The sequence below is a fragment of the Candidatus Eisenbacteria bacterium genome, from assembly GCA_020847735.1.
Classification (GTDB): Bacteria; Eisenbacteria; RBG-16-71-46; order RBG-16-71-46; family RBG-16-71-46; genus CAIXRL01.
The window spans coordinates 154,823-171,805 of the sequence record JADLBL010000006.1; the positions used below are offsets into that span (position 1 = coordinate 154,823).

Annotated in this window: 13 protein-coding genes; 8 read left to right on the forward strand and 5 right to left on the reverse strand. The window is 69.6% G+C overall.

What is annotated here, in order from left to right:
• Positions 1-24: 24 nt before the first annotated feature.
• Genes IT347_03165 through IT347_03175 form a run of 3 tightly spaced genes read right to left on the reverse strand, consistent with a single transcriptional unit; the run spans position 25 to position 3,723 of the window.
• Entirely contained in the window at positions 25-954 is a 930-nt protein-coding gene (locus IT347_03165; protein ID MCC6348575.1) for a hypothetical protein, read from the reverse strand.
• Positions 951-1,448 (reverse strand): DinB family protein, encoded by a 498-nt coding sequence (locus IT347_03170; protein MCC6348576.1) that lies wholly within the window; start codon positions 1,446-1,448, stop codon positions 951-953. The genes IT347_03165 and IT347_03170 overlap by 4 nt, the downstream gene beginning before the upstream one ends.
• Positions 1,438-3,723 carry an oligopeptide transporter, OPT family gene (locus IT347_03175; protein MCC6348577.1) on the reverse strand — a complete coding sequence of 762 codons (2,286 nt, stop codon included), beginning with the start codon at positions 3,721-3,723 and terminating at the stop codon, positions 1,438-1,440. The genes IT347_03170 and IT347_03175 overlap by 11 nt, the downstream gene beginning before the upstream one ends.
• A gap of 402 nt (positions 3,724-4,125) precedes the next feature.
• Here IT347_03175 and IT347_03180 point away from each other — a divergent pair, with 402 nt between their 5' ends.
• The 7 genes from IT347_03180 to IT347_03210 all read left to right on the forward strand — a co-directional run bounded on the left by IT347_03180 (position 4,126) and on the right by IT347_03210 (position 12,262).
• The gene (locus IT347_03180; protein MCC6348578.1) at positions 4,126-4,686 is read left to right on the forward strand and encodes a hypothetical protein; all 561 of its coding nucleotides are present in this window, start codon (positions 4,126-4,128) and stop codon (positions 4,684-4,686) included.
• Positions 4,683-5,384, forward strand: coding sequence for a hypothetical protein (locus tag IT347_03185; GenBank protein ID MCC6348579.1), 702 nt, complete (start codon positions 4,683-4,685; stop codon positions 5,382-5,384). The genes IT347_03180 and IT347_03185 overlap by 4 nt, the downstream gene beginning before the upstream one ends.
• 64 nt (positions 5,385-5,448) lie before the next feature.
• The gene (locus tag IT347_03190) at positions 5,449-6,315 is read left to right on the forward strand and encodes an acyltransferase (protein MCC6348580.1); all 867 of its coding nucleotides are present in this window, start codon (positions 5,449-5,451) and stop codon (positions 6,313-6,315) included.
• A 265-nt stretch (positions 6,316-6,580) separates the two neighbouring features.
• A complete protein-coding gene (gene hydA / locus IT347_03195) occupies positions 6,581-7,987 on the forward strand; it encodes a dihydropyrimidinase (protein MCC6348581.1) in 1,407 nt (468 codons plus the stop codon).
• 103 nt (positions 7,988-8,090) lie between these two features.
• Entirely contained in the window at positions 8,091-9,380 is a 1,290-nt protein-coding gene (locus IT347_03200; protein ID MCC6348582.1) for an FAD-dependent oxidoreductase, read from the forward strand.
• A gap of 16 nt (positions 9,381-9,396) precedes the next feature.
• Complete coding sequence (gene preA / locus IT347_03205) at positions 9,397-10,731, forward strand: NAD-dependent dihydropyrimidine dehydrogenase subunit PreA (protein ID MCC6348583.1); 1,335 nt, start codon at positions 9,397-9,399, stop codon at positions 10,729-10,731.
• A gap of 61 nt (positions 10,732-10,792) precedes the next feature.
• Complete coding sequence (locus IT347_03210; GenBank protein ID MCC6348584.1) at positions 10,793-12,262, forward strand: NCS1 family nucleobase:cation symporter-1; 1,470 nt, start codon at positions 10,793-10,795, stop codon at positions 12,260-12,262.
• A gap of 266 nt (positions 12,263-12,528) precedes the next feature.
• Here IT347_03210 and IT347_03215 read toward each other — a convergent pair whose 3' ends face one another.
• Positions 12,529-14,481 carry a tetratricopeptide repeat protein gene (locus tag IT347_03215; GenBank protein ID MCC6348585.1) on the reverse strand — a complete coding sequence of 651 codons (1,953 nt, stop codon included), beginning with the start codon at positions 14,479-14,481 and terminating at the stop codon, positions 12,529-12,531.
• Positions 14,482-14,727: 246 nt separating this feature from the next.
• On the opposite strand from IT347_03215, the gene IT347_03220 reads away from it, so the two are divergent.
• A complete protein-coding gene (locus IT347_03220) occupies positions 14,728-15,225 on the forward strand; it encodes a hypothetical protein (GenBank protein ID MCC6348586.1) in 498 nt (165 codons plus the stop codon).
• 514 nt (positions 15,226-15,739) lie between these two features.
• On the opposite strand, the gene IT347_03225 is transcribed toward IT347_03220, so the two are convergent.
• A complete protein-coding gene (locus tag IT347_03225) occupies positions 15,740-16,942 on the reverse strand; it encodes a pyridoxal phosphate-dependent aminotransferase (protein ID MCC6348587.1) in 1,203 nt (400 codons plus the stop codon).
• Positions 16,943-16,983: the final 41 nt, after the last annotated feature.

Below are 16,983 nucleotides of genomic sequence, written 5' to 3' on the forward strand. Positions count from 1 at the left end.
TTCGCCCGTCCGCGAGCCGGGGGTTCAGCGCATTCCGGCCGTCACCGCGACCAGCGACTGGTGCAGGTGCTGGCGCCAGTAGCTCCACGAGTGCGAGCCCGGAAACTCGTGGTACTCGTGCGCGATGTGCAGCGAGTCGAGCCTGGCGTGGAACGCGCGCGTGAGCGAAATGGACTCGTCGCCGGTGCCGCAGTCCACGTACAGGCGCAGCCGGCGCGCGACGTCCGCGACCCGCCCGATGTAGAGCGCGGGACTGTGCGCGGCCAGGATCGAGTCCGCGCCGGGATCGGGGCCGTAGATGGCGCCGCAGCCGAACGTCTTCTCGAGCACGTAGTCGCCGCTGTGGCCCGCGGCCGCGCCGAACAGGTCCGGGTGGCGCAGCGACAGGTCGAACGCCGCGTTCGCGCCGTCGGACAGCCCGATGATCGCCCGCGCCGACGGCTCGCGCCGCGTGCGGAAGCGGCCGTCCACCCACGGCACCAGCGTGCGCGTGAGCCACGTCTCGAGCCGGCAGCGGCCGTCGTAGGAGTCGATCCAGTACGAACGCCCGAGGAGCCCCGTGCCGTTGCCGTTCGGAAAGACGAGGATCACCTCGGGAATGGCGCCCGACGCGGCGAGCGAATCGGCGATCTCGGGCGCGTGACCCAGTTCCATCCAGTTGCCGTCCGAGCCCGGCCAGCCGTGCAGCAGGAACACGACCGGATAGCGGCGGTTCACGGCCGCGGGCGAATCGTAGCCGGGCGGCAGCCAGATGCGGACGTTGCGCTGCGTGCGGCCCGGCTCGTCGCTCGCGACCGCCTCGCGCAGCACCGTGCCCGCGGCGGGAGCCGCGGCGCGCGCGGGCGCGGCTTCGCCCGCGAAGCGCGCGAGGGCGAACGTCAGCAACGCGCCGGAGGCGAGCGCCGCGGCGTGCGCCAGGCGGTCCCGGACCGGGCGCGTCCGGCCGGCTTTCATCGCGACAGCTTCGCGATCTGACGGATGGCGCCCAGGTGGTACGCCGAGTGCGCCAGTCCGGCAGCGATCCCGCCGGCGGAATGCTCGTCCCATTCGGTGCGGCCGCCGGCCCACGCGACGAAGGCGTCGTAGGCCGTGCGCATGCGAGCGCGTGCGGCCCGCCAGCCCGGTTCGTCCACGACGCGCGGCTCGAAGCTGCCGAGCCAGTCGAACGGCCCGCGGTCGCCGTTCAGCCAGCGCAGCGTCACCTCGAGGCTGTACGCGAGGTGCGAGGCATGTGCGGCGACGCTCGTGCCGTGCGCCATCGGGCGCGAAGCCTGCTCGGCGGTCAGCGACTCGAGCGTCGCGAACAGTCCGCCGTTCCCGCTGCCGTCGGCCCGCGTGTTCTCGACGAAGCCGGTGCCCGCGCCCGGGCGCCCGCCCTCGTAGGCTTCGCGCAGCAGTTCGAGGATGCCCTTCGCGAGGGCCGCGGTTCCGCTCCCGTCAGCGTCCATCGGCCGTTCCGCGCGTCTTCCCGCGCCCCAGCCCCGTCGCCAGCAGCAGCGCCGTCAGCGCGGCGAACGGCAGCAGCGCCAGCACGTCGGCCTTCGCGCCGGCGTAGAACGGGTTGTGCGCGGCCGACCACTCCGACAGCGCCTGGTCCACGTGGCTCAGCGCGCCGGCCATGTAGGCGATGACGATGCCGGCGATCGCGCCGCCGGCGATGTAGCCCGAAGCCATGAGCACGCCGGGGCTCTTGTCGCCTTCGGCCTGCAGCTCCGCCTCGCTCAGCGCCAGGTGCGCGAGCTTCCCACGCTGCGCGCGATCCACCAGCCAGCGCACCATCCCGCCGATCAGGATGGGCGACGAGGAGGAGATCGGCAGGTAGACGCCGACCGCGAACGCCAGCGACGGAATGCCGGACAGCTCGAGGACGACCGCGATCATCACCCCGAACAACACCAGGCCCCACGGCAGGTGCCGGTCGAGGATGCCCTTGATGATGTAGCTCATCAGCGTCGCCTTGGGCGCGTCGAACTTGCGCACCGTGCTGCCGTCGGGGCGCCGCGTGATGGTGCCGTTGATGCCCGGGTCCACGTACCAGACCGGATGCCCCGAGTCGTCCACCAGGTACTTGCCCGGAGGCCCGCCGCGGTCGTCCACGCGGTGCCACACGCGGTAGGTCTTCGTGTCCTCGTGCGCCTGCTCGCCGCGGATCGCCTCGCGCTTCGCGGTCAGCTTCGAGACGTCCGCCACGAGCGTTCCCGACGTCACCTGGGACGCCGGCACGTAGACGGTGGCCGCGTCGTTCAGCTTGAGCAGGATCGGGCCGAGCACCACCGCCGACAGCAGCGCGCCGACCAGGATCGCGATCTGCTGGTACCTCGGAGTGGCCCCGACGAGGAAGCCGGTCTTCAGGTCCTGCGAGGTCGTGCCGCCGTTGGAGGCGGCGATGCAGACGATGCCGCCCACCGACAGGGCGGTGACGTACCAGCGCTGCCCGGTCCAGCCGACGAGCAGGAAGATGAGGCAGGTGAGCAGCAGTGTCGCCACGGTCATGCCCGAGATCGGATTCGACGACGATCCGATCTCGCCCGTCAGCCGGCTCGACACGGTCACGAACAGGAAGCCGAACAGCACGATCAGCAGCGCGCCGATCAGGTTCATGTGCAGCGAAGGAGACAGCAGGATGGCGAGCACCAGCAGCGCGCAGCCGACGAGCACGAACTTCATGCTCAGGTCGCGCTCGACACGGCTCACCTGCGCGCCCGGCCCCTTCGCGCCGCCGACGTCCTTCAGCCCCTCGCGCAGCCCGTGCCAGATGAGCGGCAGCGAGCGGAACAGCGAAATGATGCCGCCCGCCGCGACCGCGCCGGCGCCGATGTACAGGACGTAGGCGCCGCGGATCTCGTTCGGGCCCATCTCGGAGATGAGCTTCGTGCCCGGGGCGAGCGGCTCGAGCAGCCCGCCGCCGAAGAACTTGATGAGCGGGATGAGCACGAGGTAGGCGAGCACGCCGCCGCCGCACATCACCGCCGAGATCTTCGGGCCGATGATGTAGCCGACCCCGAGCAGCTCGGGCGAGATCTCGGCCGCCACCGAGCCGGCCGCGTACGGTTTGCCGAACACCTTCTCGGGCGTGTCCTTCCACAGCTTGAACGCCGACATCGCCGACTTGTACGCGAGCCCGATGCCGAAGCCGGTGAAGATCGTCTTCGCGCTGATGCCGTGCGCGCCGGACTTCGCCGCCTCGGCCTTCGCCTCGGCCGATGCCGCGTCGCGCGACTCGGCCGAGGCGCCCGCCTTGAGCACTTCGGCGCAGGCGGTGCCCTCGGGGTACTTGAGCCGGCCGTGCTGCTTGACGATCAGCGCGCGCCGCAGCGGGATCATCATCAGGATCCCGAGCAGTCCGCCCAGCACCGCGACGAGCGCGACGCGCGTCAGCTCGAGGTCGTAGCCCAGGATCAGGATCGCCGGCATCGTGACCCCGAGCCCGAAGGCGATGGACTCGCCCGCCGAGCCGGCCGTCTGGACGATGTTGTTCTCGAGGATCGTCGCGTCCTTGACCCGGAAAAGCGTCAGCGCCTTGAAGAAGGTGATGGAAATGACCGCCACCGGGATCGAGGCGCTGACCGTGAGCCCGACCTTGAGCACCAGGTAGAGCGACGACGCCCCGAAGACCACGCCGAGCAGGCTGCCGACCAGCACCCCGCGCCAGGTGAACTCGCGCAGCGAGGTTTCCGGCGCGATGTAGGGAACGAACGGTGGTGCGGGGCTCTGCGCGCTCATGCGGGTTTCTCCGGTGAACGGTCGGCCGGCTCGGGCGAAGGTCAGGGCGCCGACACTACTTCACCGCGTCTCGGCCCCGCGAGAAGTAAGCGCGGAACCGCCCGGGCCGGGCGGAGCCCCGGCGGTTCCTGCCGGGTGCCCGTCCGCCGCTCGGTCGCGCATGCGGGCGAGCCTCCTGCCCGGATCGCGCTGCAGGGCGCGGCGGGCACGAGGACAGGATTTCGTGCCCGGCCCGCCGCGCCGGGGTGTAGGGTTCCCGCGCCGGTATCCGGGCGTCGGTCCGGCGGCGTCCGCGGCGTTGATTCCGTTCGGCGCGGCAAGGCGCAGCCTGCGCTGCGCCATCGCGCGCCGGCGCCCCGGCGCGATCCACCACCCACCGGGCATGGAGGACACCCTCCCGTGATGCTTCCGAACCGAACCTCGACGACCTGCGCGGCACGGGACGGACCGCATGTGCTCCGGCGCGCGGCGGCGTTCGCGGCGCTCGTGATGAGCGTGCCCGGCATCGCGTGCGCGATCGCGCCTCCCGATTCGCTCACGCGCCTTCGCCTGCAGTCGTCGTGCGATTCGGCGCGGCAGGTCCGGATCGTCACCCGCACCGCGACGAGGGTCCTGCACCGCGTCGAGTTGCGCGCCGACGGCATCCGCGTGGACCATCCCGAGGGTCGTCCGGCGCTCGTCGTTCTGAACGACCCCGGCCCGTCGGAACCCGAACGCATCCTGCCGTGGTCGGAAGTCGAATCGCTCTCGCTCGCCCGTCCCCGCGCCGCCCGGGGTCTGCTGGTCGGCGCCCTCATCGGCGGTGCTGTCGGCGCCGGCGCGGTCGCGACGCTGGGGCCGAACCTCTCCGAGCCAGACGACCATTTCGTCGTGGTCGTCGCCGCCGCCGCCGGCCTCGGCATGGCGGGACTCGGCGCGCTCATCGGTTTCGTCCATCCCGAATGGAGGCCGCTCTACCCATGAACCCGCCCCGCCTGAACGAGTCGGCCGCGCTCGTGACACATGCCCTGGTCGCGATGCTCGCGCTCGCGCCGCTGCGCGCATACGCGCAGCCGGCCGACAGCGCTTCCACGAAAGCGGACAGCGCCGCACCCGCGCCGGAGCGTTCCGCGCTTCGCACGAGCGAGGAGCGCCACTGGATCGACCTCGTGCGCGCGTGCAGCGCCAACGCGAGGCACGTGCGCCTGCACCTTCCGGGCCGTGCGGTCGAGACCGACCACGTCGCGCTGGAGGACCCGGGCGTCCGGTTCCGGACTCCGCATGCATTCGGCGGATCAGGCGGGCTGAGCGAGCCCTGGCCCGCGACCGACACGCTCGTCGCCTGGGCCGACATCTCGAAGGTCGAGGTGCGAAACGTCGCGACCTCCGGCGAAGCCGCGGCGACCGGAACGTTCGTGGGCCTCGCGATCGGCCTGCCCATCGCCCTCCTTGCGAGCCTTGGCGGGGCGCTGGGAAGCCTCCTTGCGTATCAGAAGCAGGATTCACGCGCGGGAGGCATCCTGCTCGGCGCGGCCGCGCTCGGCCTGGTCGTGGGCGCGGTCAGCACCCGCCCGAGGAACGGCGGCTGGGTCACCTGCTGCGAGCGCGACACGACGGCGGCCGTCTCGGCTCCGGGGAACCTTCCCGCGGGTGGAAACGCCGAACCGGCGGGAGTTCAATGACGCGAGGTCTTGTGAGAGGCTTCGTCCGTGACCTCGTTCGAGTGATGTCCAACAGGAGACTCCCATGCCCCGCAAGCTCATCGGCGGCCTGATTCAGTGCGCCAACCCGCTCAACGACGAATCGCAGCCCGTCGAAAAGATCAAGCAGGCGATGTTCGACAAGCACGTGCCGCTCATCGAGGAGGCCGGCAGGAAGGGCGTGCAGATCCTCTGCCTGCAGGAGATCTTCAACGGCCCGTACTTCTGCCCGGGGCAGGACAAGCGCTGGTACGAAGCGGCCGAGATCGTTCCGGGGCCCACGACCGACGCCGTCGCGAAAATCGCCGCGAAGCACAAGATGGCGGTCGTCGTGCCGGTGTACGAGAAGGACATGCCGGGGGTCCTCTACAACACCGCGGCCGTCTACGACGCCGACGGGAGCTACCTCGGCAAGTACCGCAAGAACCACATCCCGCACACCAGCGGGTTCTGGGAGAAGTTCTTCTTCAAGCCCGGCAACCTCGGCTACCCGGTCTTCCAGACGCGCTACGCGAAGGTCGGCGTGTACATCTGCTACGACCGCCACTTTCCCGAAGGCGCGCGTGCGCTGGGCCTGAACGGCGCCGAGATCGTCTTCAACCCGAGCGCCACGGCGGCGGGCCTGTCGCAGTACCTGTGGAAGCTCGAACAGCCGGCGCACGCCGTCGCCAACGGCTACTTCGTCGGCGCCATCAACCGCGTCGGCACCGAGCCGCCGTGGAACGTCGGCAAGTTCTACGGCTCGTCGTACTTCGTGGACCCGCGCGGCAACTTCCTCGCGCAGGCGAACGAGAACGACGACGCGCTCGTCGTCGCCGAGATGGACCTCGATCTGATCGAGGAGGTGCGCGCCACCTGGCAGTTCTTCCGCGACCGGCGCCCCGAGACGTACGGCGAACTGGTCGAGCTCTGAGGGCGCGGCCGGGCGCGGATTTCCCGTGCGCGGGTGACGCCCCGCCGGTGTATGCTGCGCATCGTCCCCGCCCCGTATCGGGGCCGTGGACAAGGCGATGCGCCCGCATCACGGCGCACGCGCACGGCAGCGACGCCAGACTGCCGGGAGACACGGGTCCCGCGAGCCCCGACTTGGCCGGCTTCGAGCCATACGGAGTTCGCGAGGACCGGAGCCGGGCCGTCCGCCGCCCGGTGACCGCGGCCTCCTCATCGGAGGTGGCAGCATGGGTCTCCTGATTCGCAACGGCGAGGTCGTGAACGCCGGCGAACGCTTCATGGCGGACGTGCGGGTGGACGGCGGCGTCATCACCGACCTGGCCGGCCGGCTCGAGCCCCGGACCGGCGACGAAACCGTGGACGCCGCGGGGCAGCTGGTCCTGCCGGGCTTCATTGATCCGCACGTGCACATGGAGCTGCCCTTCATGGGCACGGTGAGCGCCGACGATTTCGAAGTCGGCGGAGCCTCGGGCGCGGCGGGCGGCACGACCTGCTTCATAGACTTCTGCATTCCCGCGCCGGGCGAGTCCATGCTCACGGCGCTCGCGGCCTGGCGGCGGAAGTCGGCGAAGGCGGCCGTGGACCACACCTACCACATGGCGATCACCTCGTGGGGCGACAACAGCGCCGACGAGATGCGCGCGGTCGTGCAGGAGCACGGCATCACCAGCTTCAAGGTGTTCATGGCCTACAAGGGCGCGATCATGGTGGACGACGCCGCGCTCTACTGCGTCATGCGCGAGGCCGCGAAGCTCGGCGCCGTCGTCACGGTGCACGCCGAGAACGGCGACGCGGTCTGGCACCTGCAGCGCGAGCTGCTCGCGAAGGGATGCACGGGCCCCGAGTTCCATCCGGTGTCGCGCCCGAGCCTCGTCGAGGGCGAAGCCACCGGGCGGGCGCTGGCGATGGCCCGCCTGCACGGCGCGACCGCGTACATCGTGCACATGACCTGTCGCGAGTCGGTGCGCGCGCTCGAGCGCGCGAAGCTGGCCGGGCAGCGCTGCTACGGCGAGACCTGCCCGCAGTACCTGCTGCTCGACGACTCGGTGTTCGATCAGCCCGACTTCGGCGGCTCGGCGTTCGTCATGAGCCCGCCGATCCGGCCCGCGCACCTCGGCCATCACCACGCGCTGTGGAGCGGGCTGTCGAACCGCATGCTCGACTCGGTCGGCACGGACCACTGCCCGTTCACGCACGAGCAGAAGAAAGCGGGCGTCGGCGACTTCACGAAGATCCCCAACGGCGCCGCCGGCATCGAGGACCGCCTGCTGCTCCTTTACACGCACGGCGTCCGCGGCGGGCACTTCGACCTACAGCGGCTGGTCGAGCTGGGCAGCGCCGCCCCGGCCCGCATCTTCGGGCTGGCGAAGAAGGGGGCGATCGCGGTCGGCATGGACGCGGACATCGTCCTGCTCGACCCCGAGGGCGAACGCGAGCTGAGCGCGCGGACGCACCATTCGAACGCCGACCGCAGCGTGTTCGAAGGGTTCCCGGTGCGGGGCCGCATCGCGCGCACGATTTCCGGCGGCCGCACCGTCTGGGACGGCAGCCGGCTCACGACCACGCGCGGCGCGGGCCGTTTCATCGCGCGCAAACCCTCGCACTTCGCTCCGGATCGGGAGGCCCGCGCGTGACGGCCGCGGTTTTCGGGCGGCTCCCGCGATCCGCCCCTCACCGAAAGGACCGCGCGTGAATCCCACGCCGCCGCCGCTTCCGGAAGACCGCCTCGAACGCGCCCTGCCCGACGCCAAGCCCCTGTTCACGCCGGCCGAGGCGGTCGTCGAGGCGAACCGCTGCCTGTACTGCCACGACGCGCCGTGCATCGCGGCCTGCCCGACCGGCATTGACGTGCCGACCTTCATCCGCCGGATCGCCAACGACGACGTGAACGGCGCCGCGCGCACGATCCTGTCGGCGAACGTGCTCGGCTACTCGTGCGCGCGCGTCTGCCCCGTCGAGGTGCTGTGCGAAGGGGCATGCGTCTACAACGCCTGGCACCGCGACCCGCCCATCCTGATCGGCCGGCTCCAGCGCTACGCGACCGAGTCCGCGCTGCGCGCCGGCCGCTCCGGCGCGCTGCTCTCGCGGGCGCCCGCCAACGGCCGGCGCGTCGCGTGCGTCGGCGCCGGGCCGGCGTCGCTCGCCTGCGCCGCGTACCTGACGCTCGAGGGCGTCGCCGTCACGATCTACGAGAAGCGGCCGCGCGCCGGCGGGCTCAACACCTCCGGGGTCGCGCCCTACAAGATGCCGGCCGAGGACGCGCTCGCCGAGGTGGAGTTCGTGCGCTCGCTCGGCGTCGAAATCCGCACCGGCGTCGAGGTCGTGCCCGGGCCGACCGCCGAGGCGCTGGTGCGCGAGTTCGACGCGGTGTTCCTCGGGCCCGGCCTCGGCGCCGACACGAAGCTCGGCGTGCCCGGCGAGGACGGCCCCGGCGTCCTCGGCGCGGTGGACTGGATCGAACGGATGAAGCTGCGGGCCGGTGAGCAGCTCGCCGGCGTGCAGCGCGCGATCGTGATCGGCGGCGGCAACACCGCCATTGACGTGGCCCGCGAGCTCGCCGGCCTGGGCGTGCCGTCGGTGACCATGCTGTACCGGCGCTCGACGAAGGACATGAGCGGTTACGCGCACGAGCTGGAGCACGCGCGGCTCGAGGGCGTCGTGCTCGCCGAGAAGGCGGTGCCGGTCCGCTTCGAGCGGGACGACAGGGGCGCGCTGACGGGCGTTGCGCTCCAGTCCGGTGAGACGCACCGCTGCGACTTCGCCGTCGTCGCGATCGGCCAGGCGCGCCTGCGGCGGATCGCCGACTGCTTCCCGGGCGTGCGGCTCGACGAACGCGGGTCGCTCGTCGCCGACGCGAAGACCGGCGCGACCGGCCACCCCAAGGTGTTCGCCGGCGGCGACGCCATGCGCGGCGGCGAGCTGGTCGTAACCGCGGTACAGGACGGCAAACGCGCCGCGCGCGGCATCTGCGCGGCGCTCGGCATCGAGATCCGCACCGGCTCGCCCATGCGCGCCGGGCACGAATAGAACGGAGCCAGGGCCCATGGCCGACCTGTCCATCAACTTCGCCGGCATCTCCGCCCCGAATCCGTTCTGGCTCGCGAGCGCCCCGCCGACCAACACCGGCGAGCAGATCATGCGGGCGTTCGACCACGGCTGGGGCGGCGCGGTCTGGAAGACGCTCGGCGAGCCGATCGTGGACACCTCGAGCCGCTTCGGCGCGATCTCGGTCGGCAACGAGCGCATGGCCGGCTTCAGCAACATCGAGCTCATCACCGACCGGCCGCTCGAGGTGAACCTGCGCGAGATCCGCGAGTGCAAGCGGCGCTACCCGAAGCACGCGGTGATCGTCTCGCTGATGGTCGAGTCGAGGGACGACTGGCGCGAGATCATCCACCGCGTCGAGGACACGGGCGCCGACGGGCTGGAGCTGAACTTCGGCTGCCCGCACGGCATGTGCGAGCGCGGCATGGGCTCGGCGGTCGGGCAGGAACCCGAGGTGCTCAAGATCGTCGCGGGCTGGGCGGTCGAGTTCTCCAAGCTGCCGGTGCTCGTCAAGCTCACGCCCAACATCGGCGACATCACCGTGCCCGGAGTCGCGGCGGCCGAGGCCGGCGCGCACGGCCTGAGCCTCATCAACACGATCAAGAGCATCGTCGGCGTGGACCTCGACCGCATGGTGCCCCACCCCGTCGTCGGCGCGCGCTCGACCAACGGCGGCTACTGCGGGCCGGCGGTCAAGCCCATCGCGCTGCACATGGTCGCGGCCCTCGCCCGCGACCCGCGCGTCTCCGTGCCGATCTCGGGCATCGGCGGCATCGCCACCTGGCGCGACGCCGCGGAGTTCATCGCCCTCGGCTGCACGAGCGTCCAGGTGTGCACGGCGGTGATGCACTACGGGTTCCGCATCGTCGGGGACATGATCGACGGTCTCTCGAACTTCCTCGACGAGAAGGGCATGAAGTCGGTGAACGAGCTGCGCGGCCTCGCCGTGCCCGCCTACTCCGAATGGGGCGATCTCGACCTCAACTACAAAGTCGCCGCCGCCGTGGACCCGAAGAAGTGCATCGGCTGCGACCTGTGCCTGGTCGCCTGCCGCGACTCGTCGGTGAACTGCATTCACATCGGCGAGCACCCGCTGCCCGCCGGCCACCGCGCGCCGTCGCGCGAAGCGGCCAACGCGCGTGCGAAGGAGACCGGGATCAAGGTGACGTGGGTGGACTGGGACGAGTGCACCGGCTGCAACCTGTGCTCGCACGTCTGCCCGGTGCCCGGCTGCATCACCATGGTGGACGACACACGCGGCAAGCCGTTCGAGAGCTGGAACGACCGCATCGCGAAGGGCACCGACAAGGTGCCCGGCGGCCTGCACGGCTGATCCGACCCGGCGGCGGGCGCCCGGGCGCGCCGCCGCGAGCGCTCTTCCTCCGGAGGTCCGCATGCAGTCGAACCAGCGCGAGCTGCCCGACGGCCGCGTCGAGATCATCTACGAAGCGGTCATCGCCGGCAGTCCGCTGTACAACCGCGACCTCGCCCCCGTCCCGATCTACCAGCGCACCTGGACGACCTACAACTACGCGGCGCTGTGGATCTCGATGGCGCACTGCATCCCGACCTACATGCTGGCGTCGGGGCTCATGGCGCAGGGCATGAACTGGTGGCAGGCGCTCATCACCATCCTGCTCGGCAACACGATCGTGCTCGTGCCCATCCTGCTGAACTCCCACCCGGGAACGAAGTACGGCATCCCCTTCCCCGTGTTCGCGCGCGCCGCCTACGGCACCGCCGGCTCCAACCTGCCGGCGCTGATGCGCGCCATCGTCGCCTGCGGCTGGTTCGGCATCCAGGCGTGGATCGGCGGCGAGGCGCTGCAGACGTTCTTCGTCGTGGTCGTGCCCGGCTGGAAGGGCCTGCTCGGTCCCGGCTTCGCCGGCCACACGGGCACGGAGTGGCTGAGCTTTCTGCTCTTCTGGGGACTCAACGTCGGAATCATCTACCGCGGCATGAGCGTGCTGCGCGTGGTCGAGAACTGGGCGGCGCCCTACGTGCTGGTGGTGACCGCGGTGCTGCTCGTGTGGGCGGTGAAGGCGGCCCACGGGTTCGGGCCGCTGCTCTCGCAACCCGGAAGGTTCCACACGCTGCACGAGTTCCTGCCGGTGTTCGTGCCGTCGCTGACCGCGATGATCGGCTTCTGGGCGACGCTGTCGCTGAACATGCCCGACTTCACGCGCTTCGGACGCAGCCAGCGCGAGCAGGTGGTCGGACAGGCCGTCGCGCTGCCCACGACCATGTTCCTGTTCGCGGCGATGGGCGTGCTCATCACCAGCGCGAGCGCCATCCTGTACGGTGAGCCGATCTGGGATCCGGTCAAACTGGTCGGACGCTTCTCCGATCCGCTGGTCGTCGGCTTCGCGATGTTCTCGGTCGTGATCGCGACGCTGGCCGTGAACATCGCCGCCAACGTCGTCTCGCCCGCCAACGATTTCGCCAACGCGCTGCCGCGCTGGATCTCGTTCAAGACCGGCGGGCTCATCACCGGGCTGCTCGGCATCGCCATGCAGCCGTGGCGGCTGCTGGCCGACCCGAAGGGCTACATCTTCGCCTGGCTCGTCGGCTACTCGGGCGGGCTCGGCTCGATCGCCGGCGTGCTGATCGCCGACTACTGGATCGTGCGGAAGAAGAACCTCAGCCTGACCGATCTCTACCTGCCGAAGGGCGAATACGGCGGCTGGAGCCTGCCGGCGGTGATCTCGACGCTCGCCGGCTGCGCGCTCGCCTGGGGCGGACTCGTGTACGCGCCGCTGCGCCCGCTGTACGACTACGCTTGGTTCGTCGGCTTCCTCGTCGCCGGCGGACTGTACGTGGCGCTGAAGCGCCCCGGAAGGCCGGCGCAGGCGCCGGCCGCGTGAGCCTGAGGGGCGGTGCTCCGGCGCTAACCCGGGTTATTCATGAATTCGAAGTTCGAGGTCGAACTGGCCGTGACGCTCCGGAACTCAGGTCGATCAGCTCCTTGATCCGGTTCTCGGCGTCGCCGCGGGCGCAGTTGACGCGCTCGTGGTTCCGCTGCGGCTTCGCCTTGCGGTTGATGACCACGAAGCGCGGGTAGAGGCGCAGCGCGCGGCCCCCCCGATCAACCGCAGAGTTCACCCGTCCACCGAACCGGGGGAACTCCAGTTCATTGACCTGGGACTTCCACGACCTGCCGGGCCGCACGGCGGTCCATCAGATCCCGAATGACTCTCCTCAGGTCGCTCAGCGTGGGATCACTGCGCACCTCGGCCTCGTCAACCCTTGCGAGCACGCGACGTGCTTCGCTGTCGTGATTCTCGAGCTCGAGTACAAGCGCCTCATGAAGCATCTTCGCGGATCCGCTCCAGCCCAAGCGAACCGCAGCGTCGAACGACTGGCGAGCTTCACCGACGCGTCCGGTCTGACATTGGAGCCGCACGAGGGCGCCCCAAGCGAAGAACGTTGGATCGGGCACACGGCTCATGCGAACGAACAGGCTCTCAGCCTCTGCATACCGACCCATCTGGGCCGCCCTGATCGCGCGCTCGCGGAGTGGAAGCATCTCGGATCGCTGCTTCGTCGTGCGTCCGATCCACTCCGCAATCCCCGGTAGTCCCGGCGACAACCTTCGAGCCCGCAGAAACCACTCATGTGCTCGCTCTGGTTGTCCCGACTCGAGTAGCGCCCGGCCGAGGGTCATGGCATGCACAGTCAGCGGCGCGGTCATTGCCGTACTGCGACTCCAGCCCCGGCCGGAACGTGCCTCGATCTCCGCGGCGTCCTCCAACTGCTGGATCGCCAGATCATAGCGACCCGCGCGAAACGCTCGTTCGCCGATGTCCATCGCAATACCCCAGGACTCGCGCGTTGGTCCCAGGCTTGGAAGGGGCATGGTCGACAGCGCGAGTCCGACCACGCATGCGGGAATCGCACGACGAAGTTGCCGGCGGTCATGTCGCCGCAGCGAATCCACGAGTACCTGGGCGCCCACCGCACCAAGACTCAGTAGAGGTGGAATCAGGTGAAGGCGGTAACGGTCAGTCACGAAGAAGGGGACGAGGACGCTCACCTGGAGCAGCAGCTCGGCGATCAGGAGCCGAACCACTGGCGCCTGGCCGCGAGCCAATGCCCCGACCACCGAGAGACAGACCAGCAGGGGGATGACGAGTTCGCTGGGCAGGCCCACTGGACCGAGCAGCTGTTCATAGGTGTGGAGGTTCTCGATCTGCGGATATTCGTGACGATTGAACAGCATCAGGATCTTCAGACCCGCAAGCCTGAGCGCCCGGACAGGATCTTCCCGGATGGCCGCGAGCGCGACGCTGCCCCAGTATCGCGAACTCTCCTGAGGCGTGAGAGCCCGACCCGTTCTTCGCTGGATCTCTTCGCGCCCGTCCCATTCTGCGCCTCCGACGAGTCCGGCTCCGGGCGTCCGCATCGTGAGTCCGGTACCCGTCGGCGGTGCGAAGCCCCCGGTGGCGCCAGGGCCAAACCCAACAGCCATGTTGTACCCAGCGCTGTATGTCGTGGGTATGAGCTCGTGACACGCACGGTAGTTGTGAAGCGTCACCGGGGCGACAACAAGCAGCGCGACCACCGCCGCGAGCGCCGTTCCCGCAAGCCGGGACGCTCTTGAGCTCAGGCCGAAGGGAAGGGCAAGGAGTAGGACAAGCTGAGTTCCCCTTCCGATCGCGAGCAGTCCAGTCAGGACTCCCAATACCACATACTTGCCGAGGCGACGTCCATTCTCAGCGTCCCACGTCGCAATCCACACCCAGCAGGCGCCAAGCAGGAAGAGCAAGGACTCCGACAGGATAAGGTTGTCATGCAGAATCAGCGGCGCGAAGCAGGCCACGACAAGCCCCACGACTCCGCCGATCACCGGAGAGGAGAGCTTGCGCGCCACGTCACCAAGCAGGGCGACCCCCAGGCTTCCGCCAATCGCCTGTAGGCATACGACCGCCAGCCAGCTGTCTCCGAGCACTCTCCGAACCCCGGCGAGGGCATAGGGGTAGAGGGGTGCCAGGAAGAACGGCCCGGTCTGCCGGGAACTCTGGAGTAACTGTGTCGCCCAATCCCAGTAGCTCTGTGAATCGGCAGCCAGCGTTCCACCCAGCACGGAGCTTTGGATACGGAAGCAGAGTGCAAGCCGGATGCAGAGCGAGACGAAGAACAGTATCGACGCACTAGCCAGTCTCGAACACGGTTGTTGACGAGGAAGAGTATTGACTTGTGAATGTGCTTGTGGCACCCCAGGCATGTGTCGAGGTTTGGCTTTTGCCCGTTTCATTTGCAGTACGCCTTACTCCTTCTCCCCCGCCGCAGGGCACGGTGTGCCCGAACGTCAACACAAGGAGGAAATGGCATGAACTCTCTCACTCGACTCGTCGCGGCGCTCTGCCTGTTTGGCAGCTTCGCCTTGTCACCGTCAGCCCGGGCCGCCACTACGTTCAGCGGTCGGGTGCTCGACTGCAACAACCAGGGTGTTGCCGGCGTGAACGTGACGGTTGCGCTTCGGCTGGGAGCAAGCTGTGGATCGAACAACAGCAACAACAGCATCCTGACCTGCACGTCGACGGATGGATCAGGGTACTGGAGCTACACCCAAGCCACACCCCTGGTGCCGGGAGGATGGGCCGGCAACTGGTGCTTCAATACGTACGGCAACACGTACAACGGATACTGCACGAACAACTTGCCTTGCTGCAACGGATACATCTGCATCGGCGGCGGCACGGGCATCACGACCCCGGACGTTGACGGTCAGTCCTACACCAACCTCAATATCGTTCTTGCCTACTCCGGCACCTGCCCTGCGGGAGGCGGTGGGGAGGGTGACCCCGATCCAAAGCTTCCGCACTAGCCGTAGTTCCCTTCGAAGGTAGGGAATACGAAGGCCTCCGCGTCGTCGAAAGCACCGATCCATGGCCTTTCGCGCAAGGCGGGGGCCTTCGATGTTCCCGGCCCCCAATCGATGTCCTCTCCGCCGTGCGGAGTTGACCCGGCGGCTTCAAGGCGCCCTCGCACCATAACGGCGTGCAGTCCATTGTTCGCGCCGTCAGGAAGGGCAACCGCATGGGCCAGGGATTCGCTACTGCACATCCGTTGATACCTGCTGGGTGCTTGGAGTTTCTGCGCCTGGTGCGGGCAGGCGAAACCTACCAGGCCGCGCTGAGGCGGACGGATGCTCCTCGAAGTCCGTTCAGCGCTTGCTGGCGAAGACCGGAGGCATGAAGTCCAGGCCGTCGCGCGACACGCGGGCCGTCGGCGAGCGAGCAGGCGAACGAGCGCTTGCTCGGGCGCACCCGCGTGATGAAGCGCCCCGGAAGGCCGGCGCAGGCGCCGGCCGCGGGAGCCTGAAGGGCGGCGCTCCGGCGTCAGCCCACCTTCGCCGGGTACGCCGCGAGCGCGGCCGCGAGGATGCGCATGGCGCGCTCGAGGCGCGGCACCTCGAGCACGTAGGCGATCCGCACCTCGTCGCGCCCGAGGCCGGGCGTCGCGTAGAAGCCGTCGAGCGGCGCGACCATGACCGTCTCGCCGTCCAGCGCGAAATCCTGCAGCAGGAAGATCGCGAACGCGTTGGCGTCGTCCACCGGCAGCCGCGCGCACGAGTAGAACGCGCCCTCGGGCGTTCGCGCGAGCACGCCCGGCATTCTCGCCAGCGCGGCGGCGACGGTGTCGCGGCGCTTCGTGTACTCGGCGATCACGCCCTGCGTGTACGAGGCCGGCACGTCGGTCAGGCCGCAGCACGCCCACTGCTCGACGGTCGGCGGGCAGAGCCGCGCCTGGCCCATGCGCAGCACCGCGTCCATGAACGCGCGGTTGCGGCTGACGATGTTGCCGAGCCGCGCGCCGCACAGCGAATAGCGCTTCGAGACCGAGTCCACGACGATCACCTGCTGCTCGAGGCCCTCGAGCGTCAGCACCGAGCGGTGCTTCTTCCCGCCATAGGTGAACTCGCGGTAGACCTCGTCCGCCACGAGGTACAGGCCGCGTTCGCGGCAGATCGCGGCGAGCAGCTCGATCTCGGCGTCCGAATAGACGGTGCCGGTCGGATTGTTCGGCGAACAGATGAGGATCGCCTTCGTGCGCGGGCCGATCCTCGCCTCGATCGCGGCACGCCCGGGCAGGTGATAGCCGTCCTCGGCGCGGGTGGTGACGGGCGCGGCCTCGACCCCGAGCAGGGCCGCGAAACCGTTGTAGTTCGTGTAGAACGGCTCGAACACCAGCACCTGGTCGCCCGCATCGCACAGCGCGGCGAGCGTGAAGAGCAGCGCCTCGCTGCCCGCCGTGGTCACGAACAGATCCTCGACCGCCAGCTTCACGCCGAGCCCGCCGTAGTAGCCGCGCAGCGCCTCGAGGAACTCGGGCAGGCCCTGCGACGGCCCGTACGGCACATGGCCCTCCGGGAACGTGCGGTAGCGCTCGAGAATCTCCTTCGGCGTCGGGATGTCCGGCTGGCCGATGTTGAGGCCGTGCACGGTCACGCCGCGCCGTCGCGCGTCCACCGCGTACGGCGCGAGCCGGCGAATCGGCGAAGCGGGCATCGAAGCGGCGCGACGCGACAACGAGGGTGTCATGGTCGGACTCCAGCAGGCCGTGCGGCGCCGCGCGCCGCGTA